19 protein-coding genes and 1 pseudogene are annotated in these 23,005 nt (G+C 43.9%); 15 read left to right on the top strand and 5 right to left on the bottom strand.

Annotated elements, in window-relative coordinates; genetic code table 11:
* Positions 1-2 precede the first annotated feature (2 nt).
* Both EL210_RS09950 and EL210_RS09945 read right to left on the bottom strand, forming a co-directional pair.
* A complete protein-coding gene (locus EL210_RS09950; protein WP_018920888.1) occupies positions 3-1,496 on the bottom strand; it encodes a THUMP domain-containing class I SAM-dependent RNA methyltransferase in 1,494 nt (497 codons plus the stop codon).
* Complete coding sequence (locus tag EL210_RS09945) at positions 1,480-2,421, bottom strand: serine O-acetyltransferase (protein WP_004372232.1); 942 nt, start codon at positions 2,419-2,421, stop codon at positions 1,480-1,482. The genes EL210_RS09950 and EL210_RS09945 overlap by 17 nt, the downstream gene beginning before the upstream one ends.
* A gap of 80 nt (positions 2,422-2,501) precedes the next feature.
* On the opposite strand from EL210_RS09945, the gene EL210_RS13620 reads away from it, so the two are divergent.
* A complete protein-coding gene (locus tag EL210_RS13620) occupies positions 2,502-2,675 on the top strand; it encodes a hypothetical protein (protein WP_154649977.1) in 174 nt (57 codons plus the stop codon).
* A 355-nt stretch (positions 2,676-3,030) separates the two neighbouring features.
* Here the strand turns inward: EL210_RS13620 and EL210_RS09940 are convergent, their stop codons facing one another.
* Positions 3,031-3,735: a DNA alkylation repair protein gene (locus tag EL210_RS09940; protein WP_018920890.1), complete on the bottom strand. Its 705-nt coding sequence runs from the start codon at positions 3,733-3,735 to the stop codon at positions 3,031-3,033.
* A gap of 150 nt (positions 3,736-3,885) precedes the next feature.
* Between EL210_RS09940 and EL210_RS09935 the strand changes: the two genes are divergently transcribed.
* Both EL210_RS09935 and EL210_RS09930 read left to right on the top strand, forming a co-directional pair.
* Positions 3,886-4,665, top strand: a complete 780-nt coding sequence (locus tag EL210_RS09935; protein ID WP_232000328.1) for a GIN domain-containing protein — start codon at positions 3,886-3,888, stop codon at positions 4,663-4,665.
* A 110-nt stretch (positions 4,666-4,775) separates the two neighbouring features.
* Entirely contained in the window at positions 4,776-5,213 is a 438-nt protein-coding gene (locus EL210_RS09930; protein WP_004372244.1) for a GatB/YqeY domain-containing protein, read from the top strand.
* A gap of 94 nt (positions 5,214-5,307) precedes the next feature.
* On the opposite strand, the gene EL210_RS09925 is transcribed toward EL210_RS09930, so the two are convergent.
* Positions 5,308-5,805 carry a hypothetical protein gene (locus EL210_RS09925; RefSeq protein ID WP_004372246.1) on the bottom strand — a complete coding sequence of 166 codons (498 nt, stop codon included), beginning with the start codon at positions 5,803-5,805 and terminating at the stop codon, positions 5,308-5,310.
* A 352-nt stretch (positions 5,806-6,157) separates the two neighbouring features.
* On the opposite strand from EL210_RS09925, the gene EL210_RS09920 reads away from it, so the two are divergent.
* The 6 genes from EL210_RS09920 (at position 6,158) to EL210_RS09895 (ending at position 12,637) form a co-directional block, all read left to right on the top strand.
* Positions 6,158-6,880, top strand: coding sequence for a sugar phosphate nucleotidyltransferase (locus tag EL210_RS09920; protein ID WP_018920893.1), 723 nt, complete (start codon positions 6,158-6,160; stop codon positions 6,878-6,880).
* A complete protein-coding gene (locus tag EL210_RS09915; protein WP_018920894.1) occupies positions 6,877-7,671 on the top strand; it encodes an ATP-grasp domain-containing protein in 795 nt (264 codons plus the stop codon). The genes EL210_RS09920 and EL210_RS09915 overlap by 4 nt, the downstream gene beginning before the upstream one ends.
* On the top strand, positions 7,668-8,588 hold the full coding sequence (locus EL210_RS09910; RefSeq protein WP_018920895.1) for a CDP-alcohol phosphatidyltransferase family protein: 921 nt from the start codon (positions 7,668-7,670) through the stop codon (positions 8,586-8,588). The genes EL210_RS09915 and EL210_RS09910 overlap by 4 nt, the downstream gene beginning before the upstream one ends.
* A gap of 41 nt (positions 8,589-8,629) precedes the next feature.
* Positions 8,630-9,328 (top strand): HAD family hydrolase, encoded by a 699-nt coding sequence (locus EL210_RS09905; protein ID WP_018920896.1) that lies wholly within the window; start codon positions 8,630-8,632, stop codon positions 9,326-9,328.
* A gap of 31 nt (positions 9,329-9,359) precedes the next feature.
* Positions 9,360-11,885, top strand: coding sequence for a DUF5686 family protein (locus EL210_RS09900; protein WP_018920897.1), 2,526 nt, complete (start codon positions 9,360-9,362; stop codon positions 11,883-11,885).
* A gap of 113 nt (positions 11,886-11,998) precedes the next feature.
* Positions 11,999-12,637 carry a helix-turn-helix transcriptional regulator gene (locus EL210_RS09895; protein WP_018920898.1) on the top strand — a complete coding sequence of 213 codons (639 nt, stop codon included), beginning with the start codon at positions 11,999-12,001 and terminating at the stop codon, positions 12,635-12,637.
* A gap of 81 nt (positions 12,638-12,718) precedes the next feature.
* Here EL210_RS09895 and EL210_RS09890 read toward each other — a convergent pair whose 3' ends face one another.
* Positions 12,719-12,994 (bottom strand): hypothetical protein, encoded by a 276-nt coding sequence (locus EL210_RS09890; protein ID WP_018920899.1) that lies wholly within the window; start codon positions 12,992-12,994, stop codon positions 12,719-12,721.
* Positions 12,995-13,217: 223 nt separating this feature from the next.
* Here EL210_RS09890 and EL210_RS09885 point away from each other — a divergent pair, with 223 nt between their 5' ends.
* From EL210_RS09885 to EL210_RS09865, 6 genes and pseudogenes are all read left to right on the top strand, one after another.
* A complete protein-coding gene (locus tag EL210_RS09885; protein ID WP_018920900.1) occupies positions 13,218-14,228 on the top strand; it encodes a LacI family DNA-binding transcriptional regulator in 1,011 nt (336 codons plus the stop codon).
* A 203-nt stretch (positions 14,229-14,431) separates the two neighbouring features.
* Positions 14,432-17,581, top strand: a complete 3,150-nt coding sequence (locus EL210_RS09880; RefSeq protein WP_026285984.1) for a SusC/RagA family TonB-linked outer membrane protein — start codon at positions 14,432-14,434, stop codon at positions 17,579-17,581.
* 19 nt (positions 17,582-17,600) lie between these two features.
* Positions 17,601-18,287, top strand: a pseudogene (locus EL210_RS14060) (RagB/SusD family nutrient uptake outer membrane protein); the annotation flags it as partial.
* Positions 18,273-19,313: a RagB/SusD family nutrient uptake outer membrane protein gene (locus tag EL210_RS14055; protein WP_406675736.1), complete on the top strand. Its 1,041-nt coding sequence runs from the start codon at positions 18,273-18,275 to the stop codon at positions 19,311-19,313. The pseudogene EL210_RS14060 and the gene EL210_RS14055, both read left to right, overlap by 15 nt.
* 43 nt (positions 19,314-19,356) lie before the next feature.
* Entirely contained in the window at positions 19,357-21,192 is a 1,836-nt protein-coding gene (locus EL210_RS09870) for a hypothetical protein (protein WP_036890249.1), read from the top strand.
* Positions 21,193-21,234: 42 nt separating this feature from the next.
* Positions 21,235-22,920: a hypothetical protein gene (locus EL210_RS09865; RefSeq protein WP_018920904.1), complete on the top strand. Its 1,686-nt coding sequence runs from the start codon at positions 21,235-21,237 to the stop codon at positions 22,918-22,920.
* Positions 22,921-23,005: the final 85 nt, after the last annotated feature.

Below are 23,005 nucleotides of genomic sequence, written 5' to 3'. Positions count from 1 at the left end.
GTTTAATCCTCTTCGTCAAAATGGGATCTTCCCTTACTGAAACCGCTGCGTTTCCCGCCTTTATCAAAGCGCTTTCCACCCTTTCTTTCATCGCGTCCACCAAAGCGATTGTTGCGTTTCTCACGCTTTTTGTCGTTGTCACGACCATTATCACGCTCTCTCACACCACGCTTTTTGCAGTTGTCAAAGCCTTCAATCTCATGCTTATGGAAAGTGAAACTGCGGATATCTCCCTCTTCATTGCTGCTCTCTTCATCGAGTCGTTTGGTGAATTCTCGGTTCTTCTTGAAGCGGTGTTTCTGTGCCATTTCCTTCTTTTCAGCAGCAGTCTTCACGATACCTCCCTCTGCACGAAACTCTTTCATCTTGCCTTCAAAAAGCGAATACTTGCGGAATTCACATTCCAAACTGCCATTATAGAGTGGTATCTTGATGCTTGGCTTCAGACCTATCTGGTCGAAACATTCTTCACGATAGCTCAAAATCCAAGCCTCATTGCCTCCGAATTCATGCTTTAAGCGTTCACCAATCATCTTATAAGTGCCTAAAAGGTTGGACGTAGAGATGCGTTCTCCATAGGGAGGATTTGTGATGATAATGCTCTTTTCGGCAGGTTTCTTGAAATCCTTGAAGTCTTGTTGTTCCATAGTTACTATCTGTGAGAGTCCTGCTGCCTTGACATTCAGACGTGCAGTATTGACAGCTTTCATGTCAACATCATAGCCGTAGATACGGTGTGTGAACTCTTTCTCCTGGGAATCATCATTATATATGCTGTCAAAAAGCTCCTGATCAAAGTCCGGCCACTTTTCAAATGCAAACTCTTTCCTGAATACTCCCGGGCTGATATTACGGGCAATGAGGGCTGCCTCAATGAGAAGCGTCCCCGAACCACACATAGGATCGATGAAATCTGTATTGCCTTTCCAGCCACTCATGAGTATCATTCCGGCTGCAAGAACCTCGTTCAGCGGGGCTTCTACACTTTCCTGACGGTATCCGCGACGGTGAAGACTCTCACCGCTTGAGTCAAGACTCAGCGTAGCATCGTCCTCGGCAATGTGTATGTTGAGGCGAATGTCGGGATTGCTGACACTGATATTCGGCCTTGTTCCGGTCTTTTCGCGAAATTGGTCAACAATGGCATCCTTCACTTTATAGGTGACAAAGCGTGAGTTGCGAAACTCTTCGGAGTAGACAACAGAGTCTACACTGAAGGTTTTTCCTTTCTCTATATATTGGCTCCAGTCTATTTTTTTGACCTCATCGTACATATCTTCTGCCGAGCGAGCCTTGAAGTGAGCTATCGGTTTGAGGATTCTGATGGCCGTATGCAATTGGAAATTGGCCCGATACAGCATCTCCTTATCACCTGTAAACGACACCATTCGACGGCCTGTCTGTACATTGTTGGCACCCAACTGGGTGAGCTCCTGAGCCAAAACGGGTTCAAGTCCCATGAAAGTCTTGGCTATGAGTTCAAATTCCTGTTCCATTGTTGTATTGAATATCTATTATATCTTTCTTGATTTTCTTGTATTTCTTGGTCTTGGGACGCATGTCTTCCATCACCCATGTATTCGCTCCGATGACACAACTCTTGCCTATCGTGATGCGACCCAGCACGGTTGCGTTGGAATAGACCACCACATTATCCTCCAATATGGGGTGACGTGGAATGCCTTTTATAGGCTTTCCGTCTTTGTCGAGTGGGAAACTCTTGGCTCCCAACGTGACACCTTGATAGAGCTTTACATGCTTGCCGATGATGCAGGTGGCGCCAATGACGACACCTGTACCATGATCTATCGTGAAATATTCACCAATCTGTGCACCCGGGTGAATATCAATACCTGTCTCAGAATGGGCCATTTCTGTCATCATTCGCGGTATCAGCGGCACCTGCATCTCATGAAGTTCATGGGCAATGCGATAGTTGGTCATGGCTTTGATGACGGGATAACACGAAATGATCTCGGCAAAACTGTCGGCTGCGGGGTCTCCGTTGTAGGCTGCTTCTACGTCTGTGGCGAGCAGTTTGCGTATGACCGGCAGTCTTGAAATAAGCTGAATAGAAATTGTCTCGGCCTGTTTTCTACGCTCCATGAACTTATCATAGTCGGGCTCTTCACACATGTCAACGAAGCAGAGGCCTGCCAAAATCTGTTCGAAAAGCAGCTTTTGCAAGCGTTCGGCATTGACTCCGATGTGATACTTAATGGTCTGTGTGTTGATATTCGACTTTCCATAATAGCCAGGAAAGATGATAGCGCGCGACAAATCGATGATTTCTTCGAGCGCCTTGCCCGAAGGTAACGGATAACCGTCACGATGATGATGGCACAAACCCTTGAAAGAGTCGGGCTTCGAAAGCTCGCTTACGGTCTGTGTCAGAACATGAGTCAGTTCCAAATTACTCATCTCATTCTTTGTCTCAATATATATTATGTGCAAAGATAGTAAAAAACTGAAGAAGACAAAAGTAAAGTTGAAGTTTTTAAGTGATATTCTTAAAAAACAATCAAATGCAGTTGGGAGGTGTTTTTCCCGATGAAGGCCGACTGTTCGTGTGGCAGTTATCGGGCAACGGTTCTGTCCGTATGGTTCAAACAGCTTTCCAATGCTCCGTGAGATATAATCAAATCAACATCTGTTTCCTTGTGGAAGCATTGTGAGTTGGATTGCTCTGTTTGTAAATTACTTTCGTATTAGATTTGCATTCGCATCTGAAATTGATTATCTTTGTGTCGGGGAAAGTCTTCATGGGCTTTCCCTTTTTTCGTTATATGTATGATGCGATGCCGTGAAAAGCTTTAGAAAGCCTGTAAAATCACATGAAACGGCCTTGCAATATGCGTCAAATTGCGTGATGATCTGACGCAGATGGCAAGGTGTTTCGACAGAGATTGTGTGCTGTAATGACGCGAGTTGGATGGTCAACTGAATTTTGTTGAAAAACATTCAGATTGAAGTTGTCAGTATTTTTGAGTTTTTTCTTAAAAAACATTAACTGCTTTTACCTCGCTCTTTCTATGGTTTCATCAGGGCTTTACGCTCTTCGGGTGAGAACTTCTCTATGGCATAGCGGAGCATGATGCGCGGCATTTCGTGGCGATGCTGGGCTACATAGTCGTAAAGGCGTTGCGGATTGCGCTTTCCCGCTTCGCGAAGCATCCAGCCACATGCCTTGTGCATGAGGTCGTGGGGATGTTGCATCATGATGTCGCAGAGGGCATAGGTGTCTTCAAGTTGACCTTCACGGATGAATGCGAAGGTAGAGACGATAGCGATGCGGTTGTCCCATAACAGGCTGCTTTGTGCGAGCTTATAGAGGATTTCGCGTGATTTGTCAAGCAAATATACCCCTACAATGCGCCAGGCGGATAGGTCTACAAGGTCCCAGTTGTTGATATGCCGGGTTTGTGAGAGGTAGAGATTGAAGAGTTTCTGCTGCTCGTTGTCATCTGCTTTCCGGCATTTCTCCACCATGATGAGGAGTGCACAGAGTCTCACCTCATGCCATTCGCTCGTCAGCAAGGTTTTGATTTCATCGTGTGTGATGTCTTTATGCAACTTCGCAACGGCTCTCACATTGGGCACAGTGACGCCCATGAACTTGTCACCCTCGCCATATTCACCCTTCCCGGTTTTGAAAAAGCGGGGGAAAATCTCACGTTTCTCTGCTGAAGAGCGCTCATTGAGCGCTGCCGTAATCATTGTAGTAATGGCTTTCATGTTGCTTATTGTCTGTTGGGAAACAAAGTTACGGCTTTTTCTTTGTATTTTCTGATGTTTGAAGTAATTTTATCTTATTTTGTTTTCTCCTGCAACTTTTCACGCATGTGCTGCGTCTAAATGGCAGGAATAATAATTAGAAAAATGCTTATGAAACGTATCTCTTTGTTTTTGTTCTGGGCCATTGGGCTTTTGTTTTTGTCTTCTTGTCATGTAAGTTCGGGTGATATGCGTGCCATGATGGGTAAACCTAACGGGCCACGAGTAACACGTGTGCTCAAGGCTCAATATTTTTCGAAGATTGATGCCGACTTGGTTGGTGATATTATCTATACGCAATCAGACTCGATGAGCATTCGTCTTGTGGGTCCAAAAGCCGAGGTTGAACACATGCGGGTAAGCTTTAAGGGCGACAAACTCATTATCGAAATGGAGGAAAAAGATGATTTCAGCCTGTTTGGAAACAAGCGGAGTGGTGTGGATGTCTATGTAAGTGGCCCTGATTTGACAGAACTTAAGGTGGAAGGTGTATCTGATTTCAAGGCCAAGAAGATTGATACTGACTACTTATCGGCCACAATCGACGGCGTTGGGGATATACAGATTGACACTTTGGTCTGCGATCATTTCAAGGGCTTTGTAGACGGAACGGGCGACCTTCGCATTGGTTATCTCGAGGCAATGTCGGTCAATGCGTCACTCGATGGCACGGGCGATATCAAGCTGTCGATGGTCAAAGTGCCCGACGTGAAGTTGTCGATTGATGGCACAGGTGATATCCGTGCGAGGGTGAAGGACTGCGGAACGGTCACTACATCCGTTGACGGAACAGGCAATGTTGTGCTGAAAGGCACGTGCAGACATTGGATTAAATATGACGATAACAATGATGACAGGCCGAAAGAACAGTATAATGTCAACATCAGATAAAATGTCTTTTTAACTATCTTAGCAGTCGTTAGAGGTCATTTTCGCTGATTATTTTCTATCTTTGCAGGTGTTGGAAATGAACTGAAGTTTCAAATTAAATATAAACGACCATGTATAACGAGGAAATCAACAAGATGATTATGACTTCGATGAAGTCGGGTGAGAAAGAAAAGGCTGCTGTCTATCGCCTTTTGAAAAGTGAGTTTCTGAAATTCAATACTGCAAAAGACGCCAAGACTTTAGATGATGCAGCCGAGATTCAGATTATCCGTAAGATGGTGAAAGAGCGCAAAGAGTCTGAAAAAGTGTATGCTGATGCGGGCCGGAATGACCTTGCCGAGAATGAAAGAAACGAATACTTGATACTTGAAGCGCTGCTTCCTGCAGCTCCGAAAGACGAAGAAATAGAGGCTTTCATCGTTGCTTCCTATCCTGATGGTATAGAGCAGAAGCAGATGGGGAACGTGATAAAAGAAGTGAAAGCCAAATGGAATGCTGCGGATGGAAAGACTGTTTCAGAGCTTGTTCGCAAGCACATTAAACATTAAACTTTGAAGATTGGGGTTTGAACTTTAGGATATGGCTTGTAGATGAAAGGCTATCTTAAAATTCAAACCTCAATCTTTGAAATTCAAAGACCTATTAGTTGTCGGCTGCTTGAGCCATCGTTGTCAAGAAGTTACTGACTTCTTCACTCTGATCTTCATTGAAAGAGTTGCGCTTACTGAAATTAATTACGGTTTCTTTTCCCCTGACAACGAAAGCCATTTTATCTCCCTTTTCTGTTATTCCAATTTGTTGAATACTTAAGACGGGTATATGTTCGTTGTGTTCTTCTAAGCCTTCGGGGGTGTTGAGCTTCGTACCTGTCATGTTACGGACTACGGGAAACAAATAAAGCTCACTTGGGTTATAGGCGATGAGCACGGGGATGTGCACAGCTGTAATACTGTAAGTAATCTTGCCTTCTACGATTTCATATTGCTGAACATCGAGATTTGGGTAGAACTTCTTTATGTATTGGCGTCCGGCCACTACATAATTACCTTTTGTGTTGCGTCCCTTTGTCTTCATGTATATCATGGCTGCAAATCCGATGACAAACACTAAAAGAGGATAAATGAGCATACTTGTGTCCATAAGTGTGATATTTAATGATTTAATATGTTTTTTATTGGATTTTCGTTGCAAAGGTAAGACTTTTTCATGAGTCTCACAATAGCTGTTTGCTAAATTGTGATTGCAAGATGAAAAGAAAGGGATTGCAATCTCAAATGGTCTGGAAACTTTGCTCATGTATATCTTCAAGCGGAATGATTTGACAAAGCCATGCTTCGTTCCCTTATTGTAAAGCTTGATGAAATCCTGCTTGTTTTCGTTGGTTTTCATAGACTCTTCATCTGTTTATAAAACAAAATAGTAATTAAAAGTTTTCTACTTTTCATATATATTGCGTAATTTTGTGGCATATTAGTACAACAAATTGATTTGAATGAATTATGCAATTATAGCGGCAGGAGAGGGTTCTCGTCTGGCACAAGAGGGCATAAAGCCCCCTAAACCGTTAGTGAAAGTCAGAGATGAACGGTTGATAGACCGTCTGATACGTATTTTCATGGACAATGAAGCAGAGCAGATTTCAGTGATATGTAATGCTTTGACCACGGAAGTAAGTCGTCATTTGCTTGATTTGGAAGAGGATGGTCTTGTTGGAAGACCAGTCCCTTTGAACTTCATAGTGAAGACAACACCAAGCTCAATGCATAGTTTCTACGAGTTAAGTAAGGTCATGAAGCCGGCTCCTTTCGTGATGACGACGGTGGATACGATATTCAAGGAGGATGAATTTGCAGCCTATGTGCGTGCATTCAGACAGCAGTTGGCCTGTGGATGCGAGGGTTTGATGGGGGTTACTGACTTCATTGATGATGAAAAACCACTCTATGTAGATACTGATGAGGCCATGAATATCACGGGGTTCTTGGATGATGACCGCGAAAGAAAATGCAAATTTATCTCCGGGGGCATTTATGGTTTGATGCCTTCTGCCTTTGAAACGCTCGATAATTGTATGAAACGAGGTGAGAGTCGCATGCGAAACTTCCAACGTGGACTTATTCGTGATGGCCGAAAACTTAAGGCTTACCGCTTCTCTAAGATAATGGATGTGGATCATGCTGACGATATATTGAAGGCAGAAGCATTCTTGAAATGAAGTTGTTAGCAATAAGGCGTGATGCAATCTTCTCGCCGAACTCGATAGAAAAAGACCGAATTATACTGCAACAAGTCATGGACGGTCTTGGCACATCGGTCAGAATGATTGATGAAACACGGTTTTCTGCAGCAGAAGATGCCGATGTATATGTGTCAATGGCGCGGCATAAGCGAACGCTTGAACTGCTGAAAGCAAAGGAAGATAATGGCGCGTTGGTTATCAATTCGGCCTACGGGGTTGAACGATGCGAACGTAGTTTGCTTGATGTTGCTTTGCGGGAGCAGGGTATTCCAGTGCCCAATTCAGAAGGAAGTGACGGCTATTGGCTCAAAAGAGGTGACATGTCAGCGCAGCATAAAGGTGATGTGGTCTATTGTAAAGACCGTGCAGAACTGGCCGAACAGCAGGCTTCATTTGTTCTTCGGGGCATAACCAACTGGATTGTTCAGGCACATGTGCCGGGTGATTTAGTGAAGTTCTATGCTGTTCAGGGTGGTTTCTTTCGCTATTTCTATCCTAATGACGACGGAATATCCAAGTTCGGAGACGAAGATATGAATGGTAAGGCACAGCATTATGGCTTTGATGTTGCAGTATTGCAGGCTACGGCAGAGGCCATTGCGATGCTCACGGGAGTGGAAGTTTATGGTGGTGATGCAATCATTACGGCCTCGGGAGCTTTCTATATCATTGATTTCAACGACTGGCCGAGCTTTTCCCGCTGTCGGGATGAGGCATCTGAGGCCATTGTTAAACGTATTAAGAACAAAATAAACAAACATTTATGAGTAGTTTCAAAGAGTTGTTACGAGCTTCTTTCAAGTCGGATGATACGGAAGAATGGTTGGATGTGCACTTCACTCGCCCCATAGGACTGGTGTTTGCACTGTTATGGAACAAGCTGAATATACATCCCAATGTCATTACTATATTATCAATTATCTTAGGAGCGGCGGCAGGTTGCATGTTTTACTACACCGATTTGACGCATAATCTCATAGGAGTGATATTGTTGATGCTGGCCAATTTCTGTGATTCTACTGATGGACAGATGGCTCGTCTCGCTGGAAAGAAAACGCTGATAGGCCGAATGCTCGATGAGTTTTCAGGTGATGTATGGTTTGTTTTCATTTACTGTGCCATTGCAATGCGCCTTTATCATCAGCAAATTCCTTACACAGATGTCAATTGGGGCATAGGAAGTTGGATACTTTGCAGCGTTGCAGGCTTCCTTTGTCATTCTCCCCAAAGTTCTTTGGCGGATTATTATAGGCAGATACATCTGTTCTTTTTAAAGGGAAAAGAGGGCAGTGAACTTGACAGTTATCAAAAGCAAATCGAAACATTGAAGGCACTTCCTGAGCAAGGTGCATTCTGGGACCGACTCTTTTACTCCAATTATGCAAAGTATTGTCACAGTCAGGAGAAGCGTACTCCGGCTTTCCAGAAGTTCTTCAAAAAATGGAATGAAAGTGCAAAAGACGAGGAATTGCGTCAGCATTTCCTTGCAGGTTCGCGCCCATTGATGAAATATACCAACCTCTTGACATTCAACTTGCGGGCCATTGTCTGTTATATTGCCTGCTTAAGTGACCATGCTTGGCTCTATCCGCTATTTGAAATCATCGTCATGAGTGCCATGTATGTTCACATGCACCGCACACATGAGCAGCTTTGTGAGTCACTTGGCAAGGAAATAGCATAGGTTTTACACGTAGAAATTACTCTTCAAGACAATTAAAAGCAATGATAAAAGGATATATCTTCGATTATGGTGCAACGCTTGACACTGCCGGTCAGCATTGGGGAAAAGTGCTTTGGCATGCTTATGAGCGTCAGCAAGTGCCCGTAAATGAAGCTCATTTCCGTGAAGCCTATGTCTATGGAGAACGCACTTTGGGCAGAACTTCGCTCATAAAGCCCGATGATACGTTTCACAAAACGCTTGAAGTGAAGCTGCGTTTGGAGTTTGAATATCTCAGCCGGCAAGCAGGATTGGATGTTGATGAGACAACATCCTGTCGTCTTCAACAGGCGGTTTTGCAAGATGTTTATGCCCGAGTGGTTGCAACAACCACACACAGTCGCGATGTGTTAGAACGTTTACATGAGCATTATCCTATGGTGCTTGTGAGCAATTTCTACGGCAATGTAGGCGTCGTTTTGAAAGAATTCAGACTTGCTCATCTGTTCAGTGACATTGTCGAAAGTGCTGTTGTCGGTATCAGAAAGCCTGATCCAAGAATTTATAGATTAGGTGTAGAGCGGCTCGGATTACGTCCAGAGGAAGTCGTTGTCGTTGGAGATAGTTTCCATAAAGATATCGAACCGGCCCATGAGATTGGTTGCCAAACGGTGTGGTTCAGGGGAGAAGGTTGGACAGAACAGCAGTATGACGAGCAGATACCCAATAGGATTATCACGGATATCGCCCAACTTTTATAGGTATAACATTATAATTTAGGTAGAGAGATATATGATTTTCAGGAAATATATATTAGGTCTTTTGTTGCTTTTGACGGCATCTTTGTCGGCAACAGCACAGATACAAGGTATCGTAATTGATGCCCAGACCGGTGATACCATATCATATCCGAGTGCAACCTACAAGGGACACCACATTGCAGTGAGTGGAGATGCAAGTGGAAAGTTTACGATTGACCGTCATGAGGGGTGGATATTGACCATCAGTGCAGTAGGTTATCAGAGCAAGGAATACACCATAAAGCCAGGCTCGACAGCCTTCTTGAACGTTAAGTTGAAGTCTGACACGCGCACATTGAAAGGAGTTGTTGTAAAGAGTAAGCGCAACAGATATAGCAGAAAGGATAATCCTGCGGTCGAATTGATGAGACGTGTGATTGCAGCTAAGAAGAAAACAGACTTGAACAATCATGCTTTTTATCAGTATAACAAGTATCAGAAGATTACAATGGCAGTCAATGACATTCAGCCTGTCGATATAGATAGCGGCTTTTTTGCCAATAAACAATGGCTCATCGACCAGATAGAAACCAGTCCTTACAATCATAAACTGATACTCCCCCTGTCGGTTGATGAAACCGTTACCCAGCATCTGTATCGCAAGAACCCCAAAACCGAGAAGGATATCATATTGGGACAACAGACCAACGGCATCAACCAGTTGTTTGAAACGGGTGATATTCTCAATACGGTCATGAAAGATGTCTTCACAGATGTCGACCTTTACGATGATCAGGTGCGTCTGCTTCAGTACCCGTTTACCAGTCCTATCGGCAAGGATGCCATTTCGTTCTATCGTTTCTACATTGAAGATACGGTCTATGTAGACCATGATCTCTGCTATCATCTGCAGTTCTTGCCCAACAACCAGCAGGACTTTGGCTTCCGAGGAGAACTATATATTCTGGCAGACTCCACACTTCATTTGAAAAGATGCGACTTCTCAATACCTCAGCGAAGTGATGTTAACTTTGTTGAAAACCTGAAACTGACGCAGGAATACACCAAATTGCCGAATGGCGAATGGGCTTTGAGTGTTGATGACATGGTGGCAGAGCTGAAAGTTACTGACTTCATGTCGAAAGCACTCATTGTACGTACGACGCGATTAAGCGATTATGCCTTTGACGAACTGCCCAAACAACTCTTCAAAGGCAAGGCTTCTACACGGCGGGAAGCCAATGCAATGATGCGCGATGAAGCCTTCTGGAACCAATATCGCACGGTGGAACTCACTAAGAGTGAGGGAGAAATGCAGGCTTTCATTCACAGAATAGAGCAGTTGAAAGGCTTCAAATACATCATATTCGGGGCAAAAGCACTGATAGAAAACTTTGTTGAAACGGGCGATCTGAACCATCCCAGCAAGGTAGATATAGGCCCAATCAACACCATGCTTACCTCTAACTTCATCGATGGGCTGCGAACACGCGTCAGTGCACAGACAACTGCCAACCTCAACAAGCATTGGTTCTTCTCCGGTTACTATGCTCATGGCTGGAAGAGTCATCGCAATTATTATAAAGGTGAGGTGACTTACTCTTTCAACAAGAAAGACTATCTGCCGCGAGAGTTCCCGAAACGCACGCTGACTTTCACCTCAACCTATGATATCATGTCGCCTTCCGACAAGTTTATGCGTACAGATAAGGACAATGTTTTCACTGCTTTCAAGTGGTCGAAGGTTGATAAGATGATGCTCTATAACCGTCAGCAGCTTCAGTTTGAATGGGAGTCGGAGTGGGGATTGCGTTCAGTCATTGGCGTGAAGACCGAGGAAGACGAGCCAATGGGGGCACTCCTGTTCCCTGTGAAGACTTTGCGAACAACCGAACTGAGCGTGAATTTCCAACTCGCTCCGGGCAGAACATATATCAACACGAAGCAACGTCGTATTCCGGTCAACCTTGATGCGCCCGTGTTTACCTTCGGACATTCGATGGGAGTCAAGTTCCTTGGTGGCGATTATAAGTATAATTTCACCGAGGCTGCTATCTATAAGCGCTTCTGGATGAACTCATGGGGCAAGATAGATGCCCATGTAAAGGCTGGCGCTCAATGGAACAAGGTACCTTTCCCACTGCTGATTATGCCCGCAGCTAACTTGAGTTACATCGTACAAGAGGAGACTTTCAACATGATTAACAACATGGAATTCCTTAACGACCGCTATGCGAGCCTTGATGTGAGCTGGGATTTGAATGGAAAACTCCTCAACAGGATACCTCTGTTGAAGAAACTTAAATGGCGTGAGTATATCGGAGTGAAGACACTTTTGGGCAAACTGACCGACAAGAACAATCCAACGTTGCTGGCAAATGCAGGCGATCCTGTGTTATGGAGCTTCCCCGAAGGCAGTTATGTAATGGATCCGAAGCGCCCTTATGTGGAAGTTGTGGCCGGACTTCATAACATTTTCAAGATTCTTCACGTGGAGTATGTGCACCGTTGTAATTATAATACTCTCCCGACAGCCAAGAAAAATGGTGTCAGGTTCATGCTTCGCGTGACGTTCTGAACTGCTGAAAATGTTGGTTCCCACATGAAAAGGACTGTCGGTTATCAGCTTCTTAGCTTCATGTTTCTTGCATTCTGCCGTTTTATTTAACTTTGTATGAAAATCAATAAGGTATGGAAATTCTTTTAGCTGATAAGCAAGACATCACTCGGGCAGGCTTGATGTATGTTCTTAGTGATTTCAATGGCGTGACCACGAAGTATGTCGAAGACAAGAGCGAACTGCTTCTGGCATTGCAGAATGACGGCAATCGGGTGATAGTTCTCGACTATACACTGTTTGATATCAATGATGCTGCCGAGCTTTCCATACTGAGTGAGCGCTTCGCTGAAGCAAGATGGCTGCTCTTCTGCGAGGATTTGAGCGTTGATTTCGTGCGGGTGCTCATAGCAACTTCACCGCGTTTCAGTATCTTGCTAAAGGAATGCAGCCTTCAGGAGATACGCGAAGCGCTTGATTATGCCGTTCGTGGGCGCCGTTTTATCTGTCAACGAATGGCCGAAATGTTGCTTGTGCCGATGGAAACTGCGTCAGATCGCGCCAAACTTACACCTACAGAAAACGAAATACTGAAGGATATAGCCCTTGGAATGACTACGCGTGAGATTGCAGAAAAGCGGTTTTCGAGCTTCCATACGGTGAATACACATCGCAAGAACATCTTTCGTAAGCTTGGTGTCAACACTATTCATGAAGCCACAAAATATGCCTTGCGAGCCGGTTTGGTCGATTCTGCAGAGTATTACATTTGATTTTCCGGAGTCTTTCTCTGCATATGTATCTGTGATTGGCGTCTTCTGATTTTATTTTACAAAAGCTTTCAAATGCTTGAGTTATTCTGAACGCGGAGTTTTCTGTTTGGAAATACGCGAGTTTTGAGCCTGTTTGCTAATGCTTTGACTATCAAACGGATAGATGAAATCATAGAAAAAGCGAGATGAAATAACGTGAATTTTAGTTGCATTTTGCGTCATATCAGGTGCTGAAATGACTTGAAACACCTCTTGTTTTGCCTCAAACGGCACTGTGTTCTGACCTATATAGCGTGGTAATATGACGCAAATCGTGAGACAATGTGATGAATTTCGGCTCGTTTTTCCATTCTTCATGTCTTAAAATGGCTTTCATTCAACGCTTTCATTTCTATTTGCTCGATTTTCAAGACCTGTTTTTTTAGCAATCTTTCTTTACATATTGAGAAGTCAACGGGAAAGGGTTTATCTTGCTTTTTGTCTTTTTTTCACTCATCTCTTTCTGCTGTTTTACTTTTATTTGTATCTTTGTAGTCACTGAATAGCTATGAAGTTAAACAAAGAAGCATAAGTTTTTAGCATGAAACAGCGTAGGACATCCTTGAAAGATCTGGCCGAAGTGTTGGGTGTAAGCATGGCCACGGTGTCGCGAGCCTTGCGGGGCAGTCATGAGGTTGGGGATGAAATGAAAGCCAAGGTGCAGGCTTTGGCCAAGCAGATGAACTATCGTCCCAATCCTTTTGCACAGAGCTTGCGCAGGGAAGCACCACGTGTGATAGGTGTGATTGTGCCTAATCTCGTCACCCATTACTATGCTTCGGTGCTTGACGGCATAGAGGATTATGCCTCGCGAAATGGTTATTCGGTCATCAGTGCCAACAGTCACGAAAGTCATCTGCGTGAAGAAAAAGCCATTGAAAGCTTCATTTCTATGCATGTGGAGGGCATCATAGCTTGTCTGGCGCAAGACACGGTGGACTATCAGCACTATCTCCAACTCCACGAAATGGGCATCCCTGTCGTGTTTTTCGCCCGTACCTGTCTGCCCGAAAAGTTCTCTCAGGTGGTTGCCAACGGTGATGAGGCAGCCCAGGAAGCTACATCTCATCTCATTGCAAGAGGTGCCCGACGCATTGCCTTCATTGGTGGGCCAAACCACCTTGACATGGTGAAGCGGCGCAAGCACGGTTATCTTGAGGCCTTGCGCGACCATCGTTTGCCCATAGACCGTGATTTGGTGTTGTGTGGGAAAATTGATTTTGACGAGGCACGGCAGGCTACTTTGCAGTTGCTTCAAAGCGAGAAACGTCCTGATGCCATTCTTGCTTTCAATGATATCATCACCTATGCCGCCTTCGATGCAATCAAAGCGTGTGGTTTGCGCATACCCGATGATGTTGCAATCATAGGCTTCACCGATGGTGACTCGGCAGCTTTTGTCACCCCAAAGCTTAGTGCGATTATGGATCAGGCACACGAACAAGGCTTCAAAAGCTGTGAACTGCTGTTGCGACATATAGGTGGCGACCAGCACATCTATAGGGAAATCATCCCTATGATACTGAAAATCAGGGAAAGTTCTGAGAAATAACGGCTTCCCTCAACTGCTTAGAAACAAATCATACCATTTACAGAAACATTTTATACACACCCTATAACTATTGGTGTTCATGTTGAAAACATAAGGAATTAACGTTCCGTTATGTTTTAATTATCTTTGCAAAAGATAAATCTTAATACCAATAGATGTTGTAAGTATAATCTAATAATATTTAACCTAAAAACAAAATAGTTATGAGGAAATCGTCTCTTATATGGAGCAAAAATTTCTTTTGCAAGGTTGTTGTGGCAGTAGTCATGCTGCTGTCAGCAACAAGTCTCTGTGCTAAGACGGTCACGGGAAAGGTGTTGTCGGCTTCAGACAATGAGCCTTTAATGGGGGCAACCGTTGTAGTGCAAGGGAAACAGGGTGGCACCGTGACCGACCTTGATGGTGTTTTCTCTATCGAAGCCAATGAAGGACAGATGCTTATCGTCAGTTATATTGGTTTTGTTACGAAGCATGTTAAAGTTGATGGTAATTCGATGGTCATTAAGTTGGATGAAGAATCCAATTCCCTGAATGATGTTGTTGTTATCGGTTATGGTGTTCAGAAAAAGAAACTTGTCACCGGAGCCAATATCAATGTGAAAGGAGATGACATTGCCAAACTGAATACTTCCAATCCGTTGCAGGCCTTGCAGGGTCAGACTCCGGGTATGACTATCATTTCCCAGAGTGGTCAACCAGGTTCGGGATTGAAGGTAAATATACGAGGTATGGGTACAATCAATGGCAGTGACCCTCTCTATATCATTGATGGTATCCGTGGAGATGTAGCTTCATTGAACCCCGCTGATATTGAAAGCATAGATGTTTTGAAAGATGCTGCTTCGGCTGCAATCTATGGTTCGCAGTCAGCTAATGGCGTTGTGTTCATCACAACGAAGAGCGGTAAGGAGGGAAGAACTGTAGTTAGCTTCGATGGTTATGTCGGTTGGCAGAACAAACCGCGTTCCATAAAGATGCTGAATGCCAAAGAATATATGACAATTCTTGACGAACAGGCTGTGAATTCGGGCAAACTGCCCTATGACTGGACTGCTTTTAAGAGTATTTACAATGAGGATGGCAGCTTTGTTGACACTGACTGGGTGGGTCAGATGTTTAAGAAGAATGCGCAGACAGGCTCATATAATATAGGTGTGACAGGCGGAAGCAAGTCGGGGAACTATGCGATGACCTTGGGATATATGAACCAAGAGGGTATCGTCGGAGGCAGAGAGGTCAGCAATTACGAGCGCTATAACTTTCGTGTCAATTCGGATTGGTCGGTTAAACCTTGGCTGAAAGTCGGTGAACAGGTGAGCTTTATCTATACGAAGAGACGCGGAGTGTCTGTCGGCAGTGCCTATAACAACACCTTGAGAGGTGCTTTTGGCATGTCACCTTTAGTCCCGGTGTATGGTAAGAACAATTATAAGAGTCCTTACTTGAACACTAAGTTTATGGATTGGCAAGATGTTCAGGGAATGGGAAATCCCTATGGTCTGATGATGACCAACACCAATAATGAGAACAATGCAGCTCGTTTCAGTGCCAATGTTTATGCTGATGCCGAGTTGATTAAGGATTTACGGTTTCGCACAGTGCTGGGATATGAATACTATAGTTCAGACTATCGCAGTTTCACTCCACTCTATGAATTCAGCGATTACTCGCGGAATATCAATCAGACACGTGTCAGTCAGAATGCCGGTCATAATCAACAACTGACTTGGACGAACACGTTGAGCTATAATTGGAAACTAAAAGAACATTCCTTTAATGCCCTTTTGGGAACTGAAGCCTATCAGTTCTTCGGTGTAGGACTGTCTGCAAGTCAAGGCAAATTAAAGGGGGGATTTCATGATTGGAGTCATGCTTATGTCAGTAATGGAACAGCTTCAACCCCCGAAGAAGGGCTTGGAGCTGGTGGTGCGCCCTCTTTGAAGCAGCGTATGTTCTCATATTTCGGTCGTATTGGTTGGAACAGGAAAGAAACTTACATGTTCAATGCAACGCTTCGTGCCGATGCTTCCAGTAAATTTGCAAAGGGAAACCGTTGGGGTTACTTCCCTTCTGTGAGTGCAGGTTGGTTAGTTTCTAATGAAAAGTTCTGGAAACCGGTCTCTCATCTGTTGGATTATTTCAAGCTTCGTGCTAGCTGGGGACAGGTAGGTAATCAGAATATAGGTGATTTGATGTTTGTATCGCCCATCAAAACTAATGGAGTTTATTACTTGTTTGGCAATCAGTATGGGGCTGCAGCGCAGGCACCTTTCTATGGAGCTTATGAGAGTAGGCTGGCAAATGAAAAGGTGAGGTGGGAGACTTCAGAACAGATTGACTTTGGTTTTGACACTCGTGCTGTCAACGGACGCTTGAATATAAACTTTGATTGGTATTATAAAACGACGAAAGACTGGCTGGTTGTAGCGCCAATCTTGGCTACTGCAGGGACTGGGGCACCTTATATTAATGGTGGAGACGTCAAGAATACCGGTGTGGAATTGGGACTTTCATGGACAGATCACATAGGAAAGGACTTCCACTATTATGTTAACTTGAATGGTGCCTATAACCATAATGAAGTGGGAAATATTCCTACTGAGGATGGAATTATCCATGGAACAGATGGTAACGGACAACTTTATGACAATTCAACCGAATTCTATCGTGCCAGCAATGGACATCCCATAGGGTATTTCTGGGGTTATAAGACGGCTGGAGTCTTTCAAAGTCAGCAGGATATCAACGATTGGATAGCCGCAGGTAATGGCGTTTTGCAGAGTGATGTGCAGCCCGGTGATGTGAAATATTACGATATTGACCACAACGGAGTCATCAATGATGCTGATAAAGTGAACCTTGGTAACGGAATGCCTGACTTTACTTATGGCTTCTCTTTGGGCTTTGATTATAAGAGTTTCGATTTCAATGTGACGGCAAATGGTATGGTTGGCAATGATATTGTACAGACTTATCGCAATGTAGGGGCAAAGACAGCGAACTATACCACGGAAGTTTTGGATCGTTGGACAGGCGAAGGAACAAGTAACAGATATCCTCGTGTGACGGAAACCAATATCAACTGGCAGTTCTCTGATTTGTTTATTCATGATGGAAGCTTCCTGCGTATCAGTAATATTACCCTAGGTTATGATTTCGTTAAGCTGCTCAAGGCTAAGTTTCTCTCTCAAGCTCGTCTATATTTCCAAGTTCAGAATGCTCTTACTTTCACCAAATATAATGGTATGGACCCAGAGATTGGATACGGAGTCAATAGTTGGGCTTCAGGTGTAGACCTTGGGTATTATCCTCGTCCGCGCACAGTTTTAGTGGGAGTAAACCTTAAGTTCTAATCAATAAAGAATATAATGTATGAAAACAAATAATATCATGATGGTTATTTTGACCCTGCTCGGCATGGGAAGTCTATCTTCATGCGGTGACAGTTGGTTGGATGTGACATCAAAGACAGAGAGTAATTCGTCTAATTTCTATAAGAGTCAAGAGGATGGATTACGTTCTCTCTACGGTTGTTATGATGGTTGGCAGCGAACAGTTTCAAGCGGCCCGGACTTTACACTCTATCAACTTACCGAGACAATGAGTGATGAGTGCTTTGGTGGTACAGGCAATACAGACGGTCGTAACACTCAGGTGATAGATCGTTTTGATATGAATCAGGCTCCTTCCTATACGGATATGCATAATACTCTGTGGACTCTTTATTATGCAGCTGTATTCCGTTGCAATGAGTTTATAGACAAGGCAGAAGGTATTTCATGGGATGACGACCGGGCACGTGCTGCATATCTTGGAGAAACACATGCTATCCGTGGACTCTGTTATTTTGATATGGTGCGTTTATGGGAGCGTATTCCTCTTTTCAAACATGCTTCCAAAGATAATATTCCACAAGCTGATCCGGACTCAGTCTATTCACTTATTGTGAAAGATCTTACCTTTGCAGCAGAGAATATCCCTGCAGATGCCTATCCAAAGGCTGAAGCTGCCAAGAATGATGGACACATCACACGCTATGCAGCAATGGGAATGTTGGCTCGGGTCTATCTGTTTTACGATGGTTTTTATAACAATAATGAGGGTAAGACCATGCCTGGAGGATTGACAAAGGCAAAGGCTCTGGCCTATTGTGAAGAGGTTATACAGAGTGGAGAGTATGGTTTAGTTGCACAGTTCAAAGACCTTTGGCCCGCATCTTCTGATGATAAGACCGGTAACTACCTTGATCATTGGGTGGATAAGTCATCGTATGCTGGTGTAGGAAACAAGGAAACAATCCTTTCAATGAAGTTCAATTACACGGCAGATTATAATGGTAATGATGATGGGAACCGCTTCATAGCGATGCTTGGCATGCGAACGGGAGCCAATGTTTACAATCGTTATGGGCAAGGATGGGGCGCTTTGACTGTCAATCCCAAGCAAGTAGCAATCTATGGTGTTGGAGATTCGCGCCGTCAGGCTTCCATTATAGACTGTCAGCAGTTGGAGAATTACGAGAAAAAATACATTGCAGACCAGCGTGAATACACCGGATATGCCATTAAAAAGTATTCTCCACTGAGTAAAAACATGACGAATAGCGATGGCTCTACATCGTTGGTATCTTATCTGCAAGGCGATATGGCCGGTGATTTTATGATTTCTCAGTATCAAGACTGGGTGCTTTTGCGGTATGCTGACGTGCTTTTGATGGCAGCAGAATTGGGAAGTAGTAATGCACAACAGTATTTTAATCAAGTTCGTAAGCGTGCATATACACAGCCGGATAGCTCACTTAGCGGTAATTATGTCGTTCTTTCAGCCACAAAAGAAAACATATGGAAAGAGCGCCAGAAAGAGTTTGCCTTCGAAGGTGTCAGATATTGGGATGAACTTCGTCAGGGACTACAAGCTGCAGCAAGTCAGATTTCAGAGCAGAATACCGTGTTGTTGAGTGGCGGTGTAAAAGAGAAAGTCAATATAGATGCACAAAGTATTATCAAGAAACGAGGCTTCTGCCAGATACCTCTGACACAGATAACGTTGAGTAATGGTGTGTTAAAGCAAAATACGGGGTGGTAATTTGATAAGCATTCCATAGATTAAACATTATAGAAAGAAGATTATGAAAACAAAACAATCTATATATTTACTGGTAATCTTGGTCATGATGCTTTTCGTGTCAGGCTGTTCGCCGGATTCATTCAGCTTGGGTGAAAAGGAGTTATCACCTGATGACCTTGTGGAAGGCATTGCTTATGAGGTAAAACATGATGTGTCTAATCCGAATATCATCATTGTTAAGAGTCTGTTGCCCAGCAGTTACTCCGTTACAATGGATACGCCTCAAGGTCGTTATCAGAGTAATGAGGTAACGTTGAAAATACCTTTCAGTGGTACCTATAAAGTGAGAATGGGTGCTGAAACACGTGGAGGTTTCGTGTGGGGTCCCTATTCAGAGTTCACTGTAAACGATTTCTTTGCGGGCTTTGTCAATGATCCTTTGTGGGAGAAAATCAGCGGAGGAGTAGGTCAATCCAAGCGTTGGAAACTCGATATTGATGCCAATACTGTCACCAAACATACCGACTTATGGGCTGGTCCCTTAGGTTTCTGGGGCGTAGCTGATAATTGGAACAGCGTAATGTTGGGCCAGAAGATTGGTGGAGACAGCTGGAATTGGACACCAGATATAGCAGGAAACGGCTGGGTTATGAAGGCTATGGATCATGGCTACATGGAATTCGACCTGAAAGATGGTGCTCATGTCACTGTATATGATGCAGAGTCGGGGAAGACAATGAAAGGAACTTATATGCTTGATACTGAAAATCATACGATAACTTTCAGTGATGCTAAATTGTTACACAATTCAGAACACGATGGCGTTGTAACCAACTGGAGTGCCAATCTTTCGCTTTTTGGGTTGGATAATGACCGTTTGCAGATAGCTGCTTTACGTGACAATTCCAGCGAAGGGCCTTGTAAATTATGTTATAATTTCGTTTCTCAGGACTATTGGGATCATTGGAAACCCAACACCAATACAACCAAAACAAGTGTGAAGCCCACATTGATGGAGGGCTGGAGAAGCTTAATAGAGAATTCAACCAATAGGGAGATTACCTATAAATTGGCAAAGAGTGACGAGGGAGTTGCATTTGATTATTGCAATCTTGACGGCACAAAGAAAGGTTTAAAGCTTTCTCCTGCCCGTGGAATAGAGGATGCAAAGCTTGTTATTTACTATGGGAAGAGTGCTGATACGCGTACCTATATATATACAGCACCTGATGGTTCACAGGTGAAAGGAACCTATTCGCTGACTGACGAGGGTGTCATTACATTCTCTAATGGCTTGGGGAATACACCTTTAGCAGCAGATTTCAATATGTCAACAAATGCAGACAACACCCTGAGAGTCCTTTCTGTATCTGCTGATAACTATTCAGGTACATTGAAAGATCTGTGGTTAGGCAAGGCTTGTATTGATGATCAAGGCCAGCTTTTCCAATATCAAGGCTATCATTGGGTGGCACAAACGGCTGGCGCGGCAGCTATAAAGCGTTATACAGGCACGCTTTATATCTTCGATTCCGGCTATAATGCTATGGCAAGTAACCCCGTATTTATCACGGCAGACGGTGATTATACATTTACATTGAATGGTTCACAAGCGGATACCTATGGCGTTTATCTGGATATCCCGAAACTATATAAAGACCATCATAACTGTGATGTGAAGATTATCAGTGTCAAGGTTGATGGCCATGCCATTCCTTTTGATGATGCAACTATTGACCGAGGCACGGCAGATAATGACCATTCTACGGTCCGCCGCTATCTTGTCAATCCTTGGGGAAGCACAAAGAACGACCGCGTACACTATAAATTCTCAACTTCAGTGACCGTAAAAGTCCATGTAACTTATGATAGTGGGGCCAATGTTATGGAGCCTTAATGACCTAAGACAATTGATTTTGACAAATAAAACATAAGAATTATGAAAATAAGATATATTGTAAGCTTCATGCTGTTGGCTTCGTTGTTCGTCTTTCCTTCATGCAGTAACGATGACGATTATACCGTAGCAACAGGTGATGTGATTGAGAAAGTCGAGACGGGAAGTGCAACAGTGACCGCCATTTCTGCCGTAACGACAGGACATGTGTCTGACCTTTCCCGAATGAATGCAGCATTTTATAGTGTGGGGACTGTTTATGGAACGACTCCTGACCCTACAACAGCAGGCAGTAAAGTGGCAGGAAGCGTGGATTCTCTTGGGGTTGTAACGACTAATCTGCAAGGACTTACCAAGGGAAAAACCTACTATTATGCTACTTATGTGACTTTAGCCGGGAAGCTTACTACCTATGGTGATGTGAAAAGCTTTGTTGCAACAGATGCCAAGATGACGACAGGTAAGGCAACAGATATCACCCCGACGCAGGCTACGCTCACAGCTGCAATGCAGGGACTTGACGGTATCTTGATTGAAGGACAGACCGAAATGCATTGTGGTTTCAAACTTTCTGCTACCCAAGAAGGTGTGCAGAGTGGCGTTGATTGTCCGGTCTTGTCTGCCCGTCAAAGTGTTTCCGTACATTTATCTGGCCTTATTCCCGGCAAGACCTATTATTATATACCCTATTTCCGCTTAGGCGACGGCTTTGTATATGGTGAGACCAAGAGTTTCACAACAGCCAAGCAAGTAATGGAATATGTGGATTTGGGCTTGTCAGTATTGTGGGCAAAGTGCAACATCGGAGCTGAAAAGGAGCAGGAAACAGGTGTTCTTACAGCCTATGGAGACCTTACCGGACTTATGCAAAGCGAATATCTTCTTGATTATTCGGTGATAAAAGATATCTCAGGAACGGCAGAAGACATTGTAATGTCGGCTGATATTGATGGCAATTCGCCTGTAGCTTCATTCATGCCGACACAGGAACAGGTGGCAGAACTTATCAGTAAGACCACTCAGAAAGAAGAAACAGTGGGTGGAGTGAAAGGAGTTCGCTTCCAGGCGGCTAATGGAAACAGCATATTCTTACCTTATACAGGTTATCGTAAGGGTGCCGTGGTGAACGGGGCAGGCGTGGAAGGTCTTTATTGGACAGGAAATAACTATTCAATTGTCAAAGACTACAGTCATACTTTGAAGCTTTCTGCTGGTTCATCTGCCAGTGGTCTCTCCAAGCGCAGCCTTGGGTTGGCCATTCGTTCAGTACGCAAGAGCACATCTTTAACGCCACTTTCCGACAAACTTGTTGTCGGTGACCTCGAAGGAAACGGTCGTATAAGGATAGAAATCTATAATGAATATGGTGCAACTAAGAATGCTCCGGCCGTAAATCCTAATCAAATCAAGTTCTCAAAGAATATGGTCGTGACCCTCAAACTTACAGGAATTAGCGGTAACCTGAAGCCTTCGGCCGCAGCAAGTCATATTGCCGGCATAGAATATGCCGATGGTTCGTGGAGTGTAAACCATTGGAGCAGTCTGTCGGGAGATAAATATGATGCCAAAGTTATAGGCGATGGAACCTATAAGGTGTGGATGGAGACTGCCACGGCTGCTGAAGGTGCCAAGGTGTTTTGTGTCGATATCAAAGACTTGGGCAAAGACCTTATTGATGTTTCTAAACTGAAAGTCAACATTATCAGTATTGAATTTGACAAGAATTAAATAGACTAAGACCATTGAAAGAGGTTCATCAGAAGCATATCTGTAATGATAATGATGAGCAAAAATCCCTGAAGAAGGGAGCCGA

The organism is Segatella oris (genome assembly GCF_900637655.1).
In the GTDB taxonomy this organism is placed as follows: Bacteria; Bacteroidota; Bacteroidia; order Bacteroidales; family Bacteroidaceae; genus Prevotella; species Prevotella oris.
Note: the sequence above shows the minus strand (reverse complement) of the source record. Positions and strands in the feature narration are given on the sequence as shown.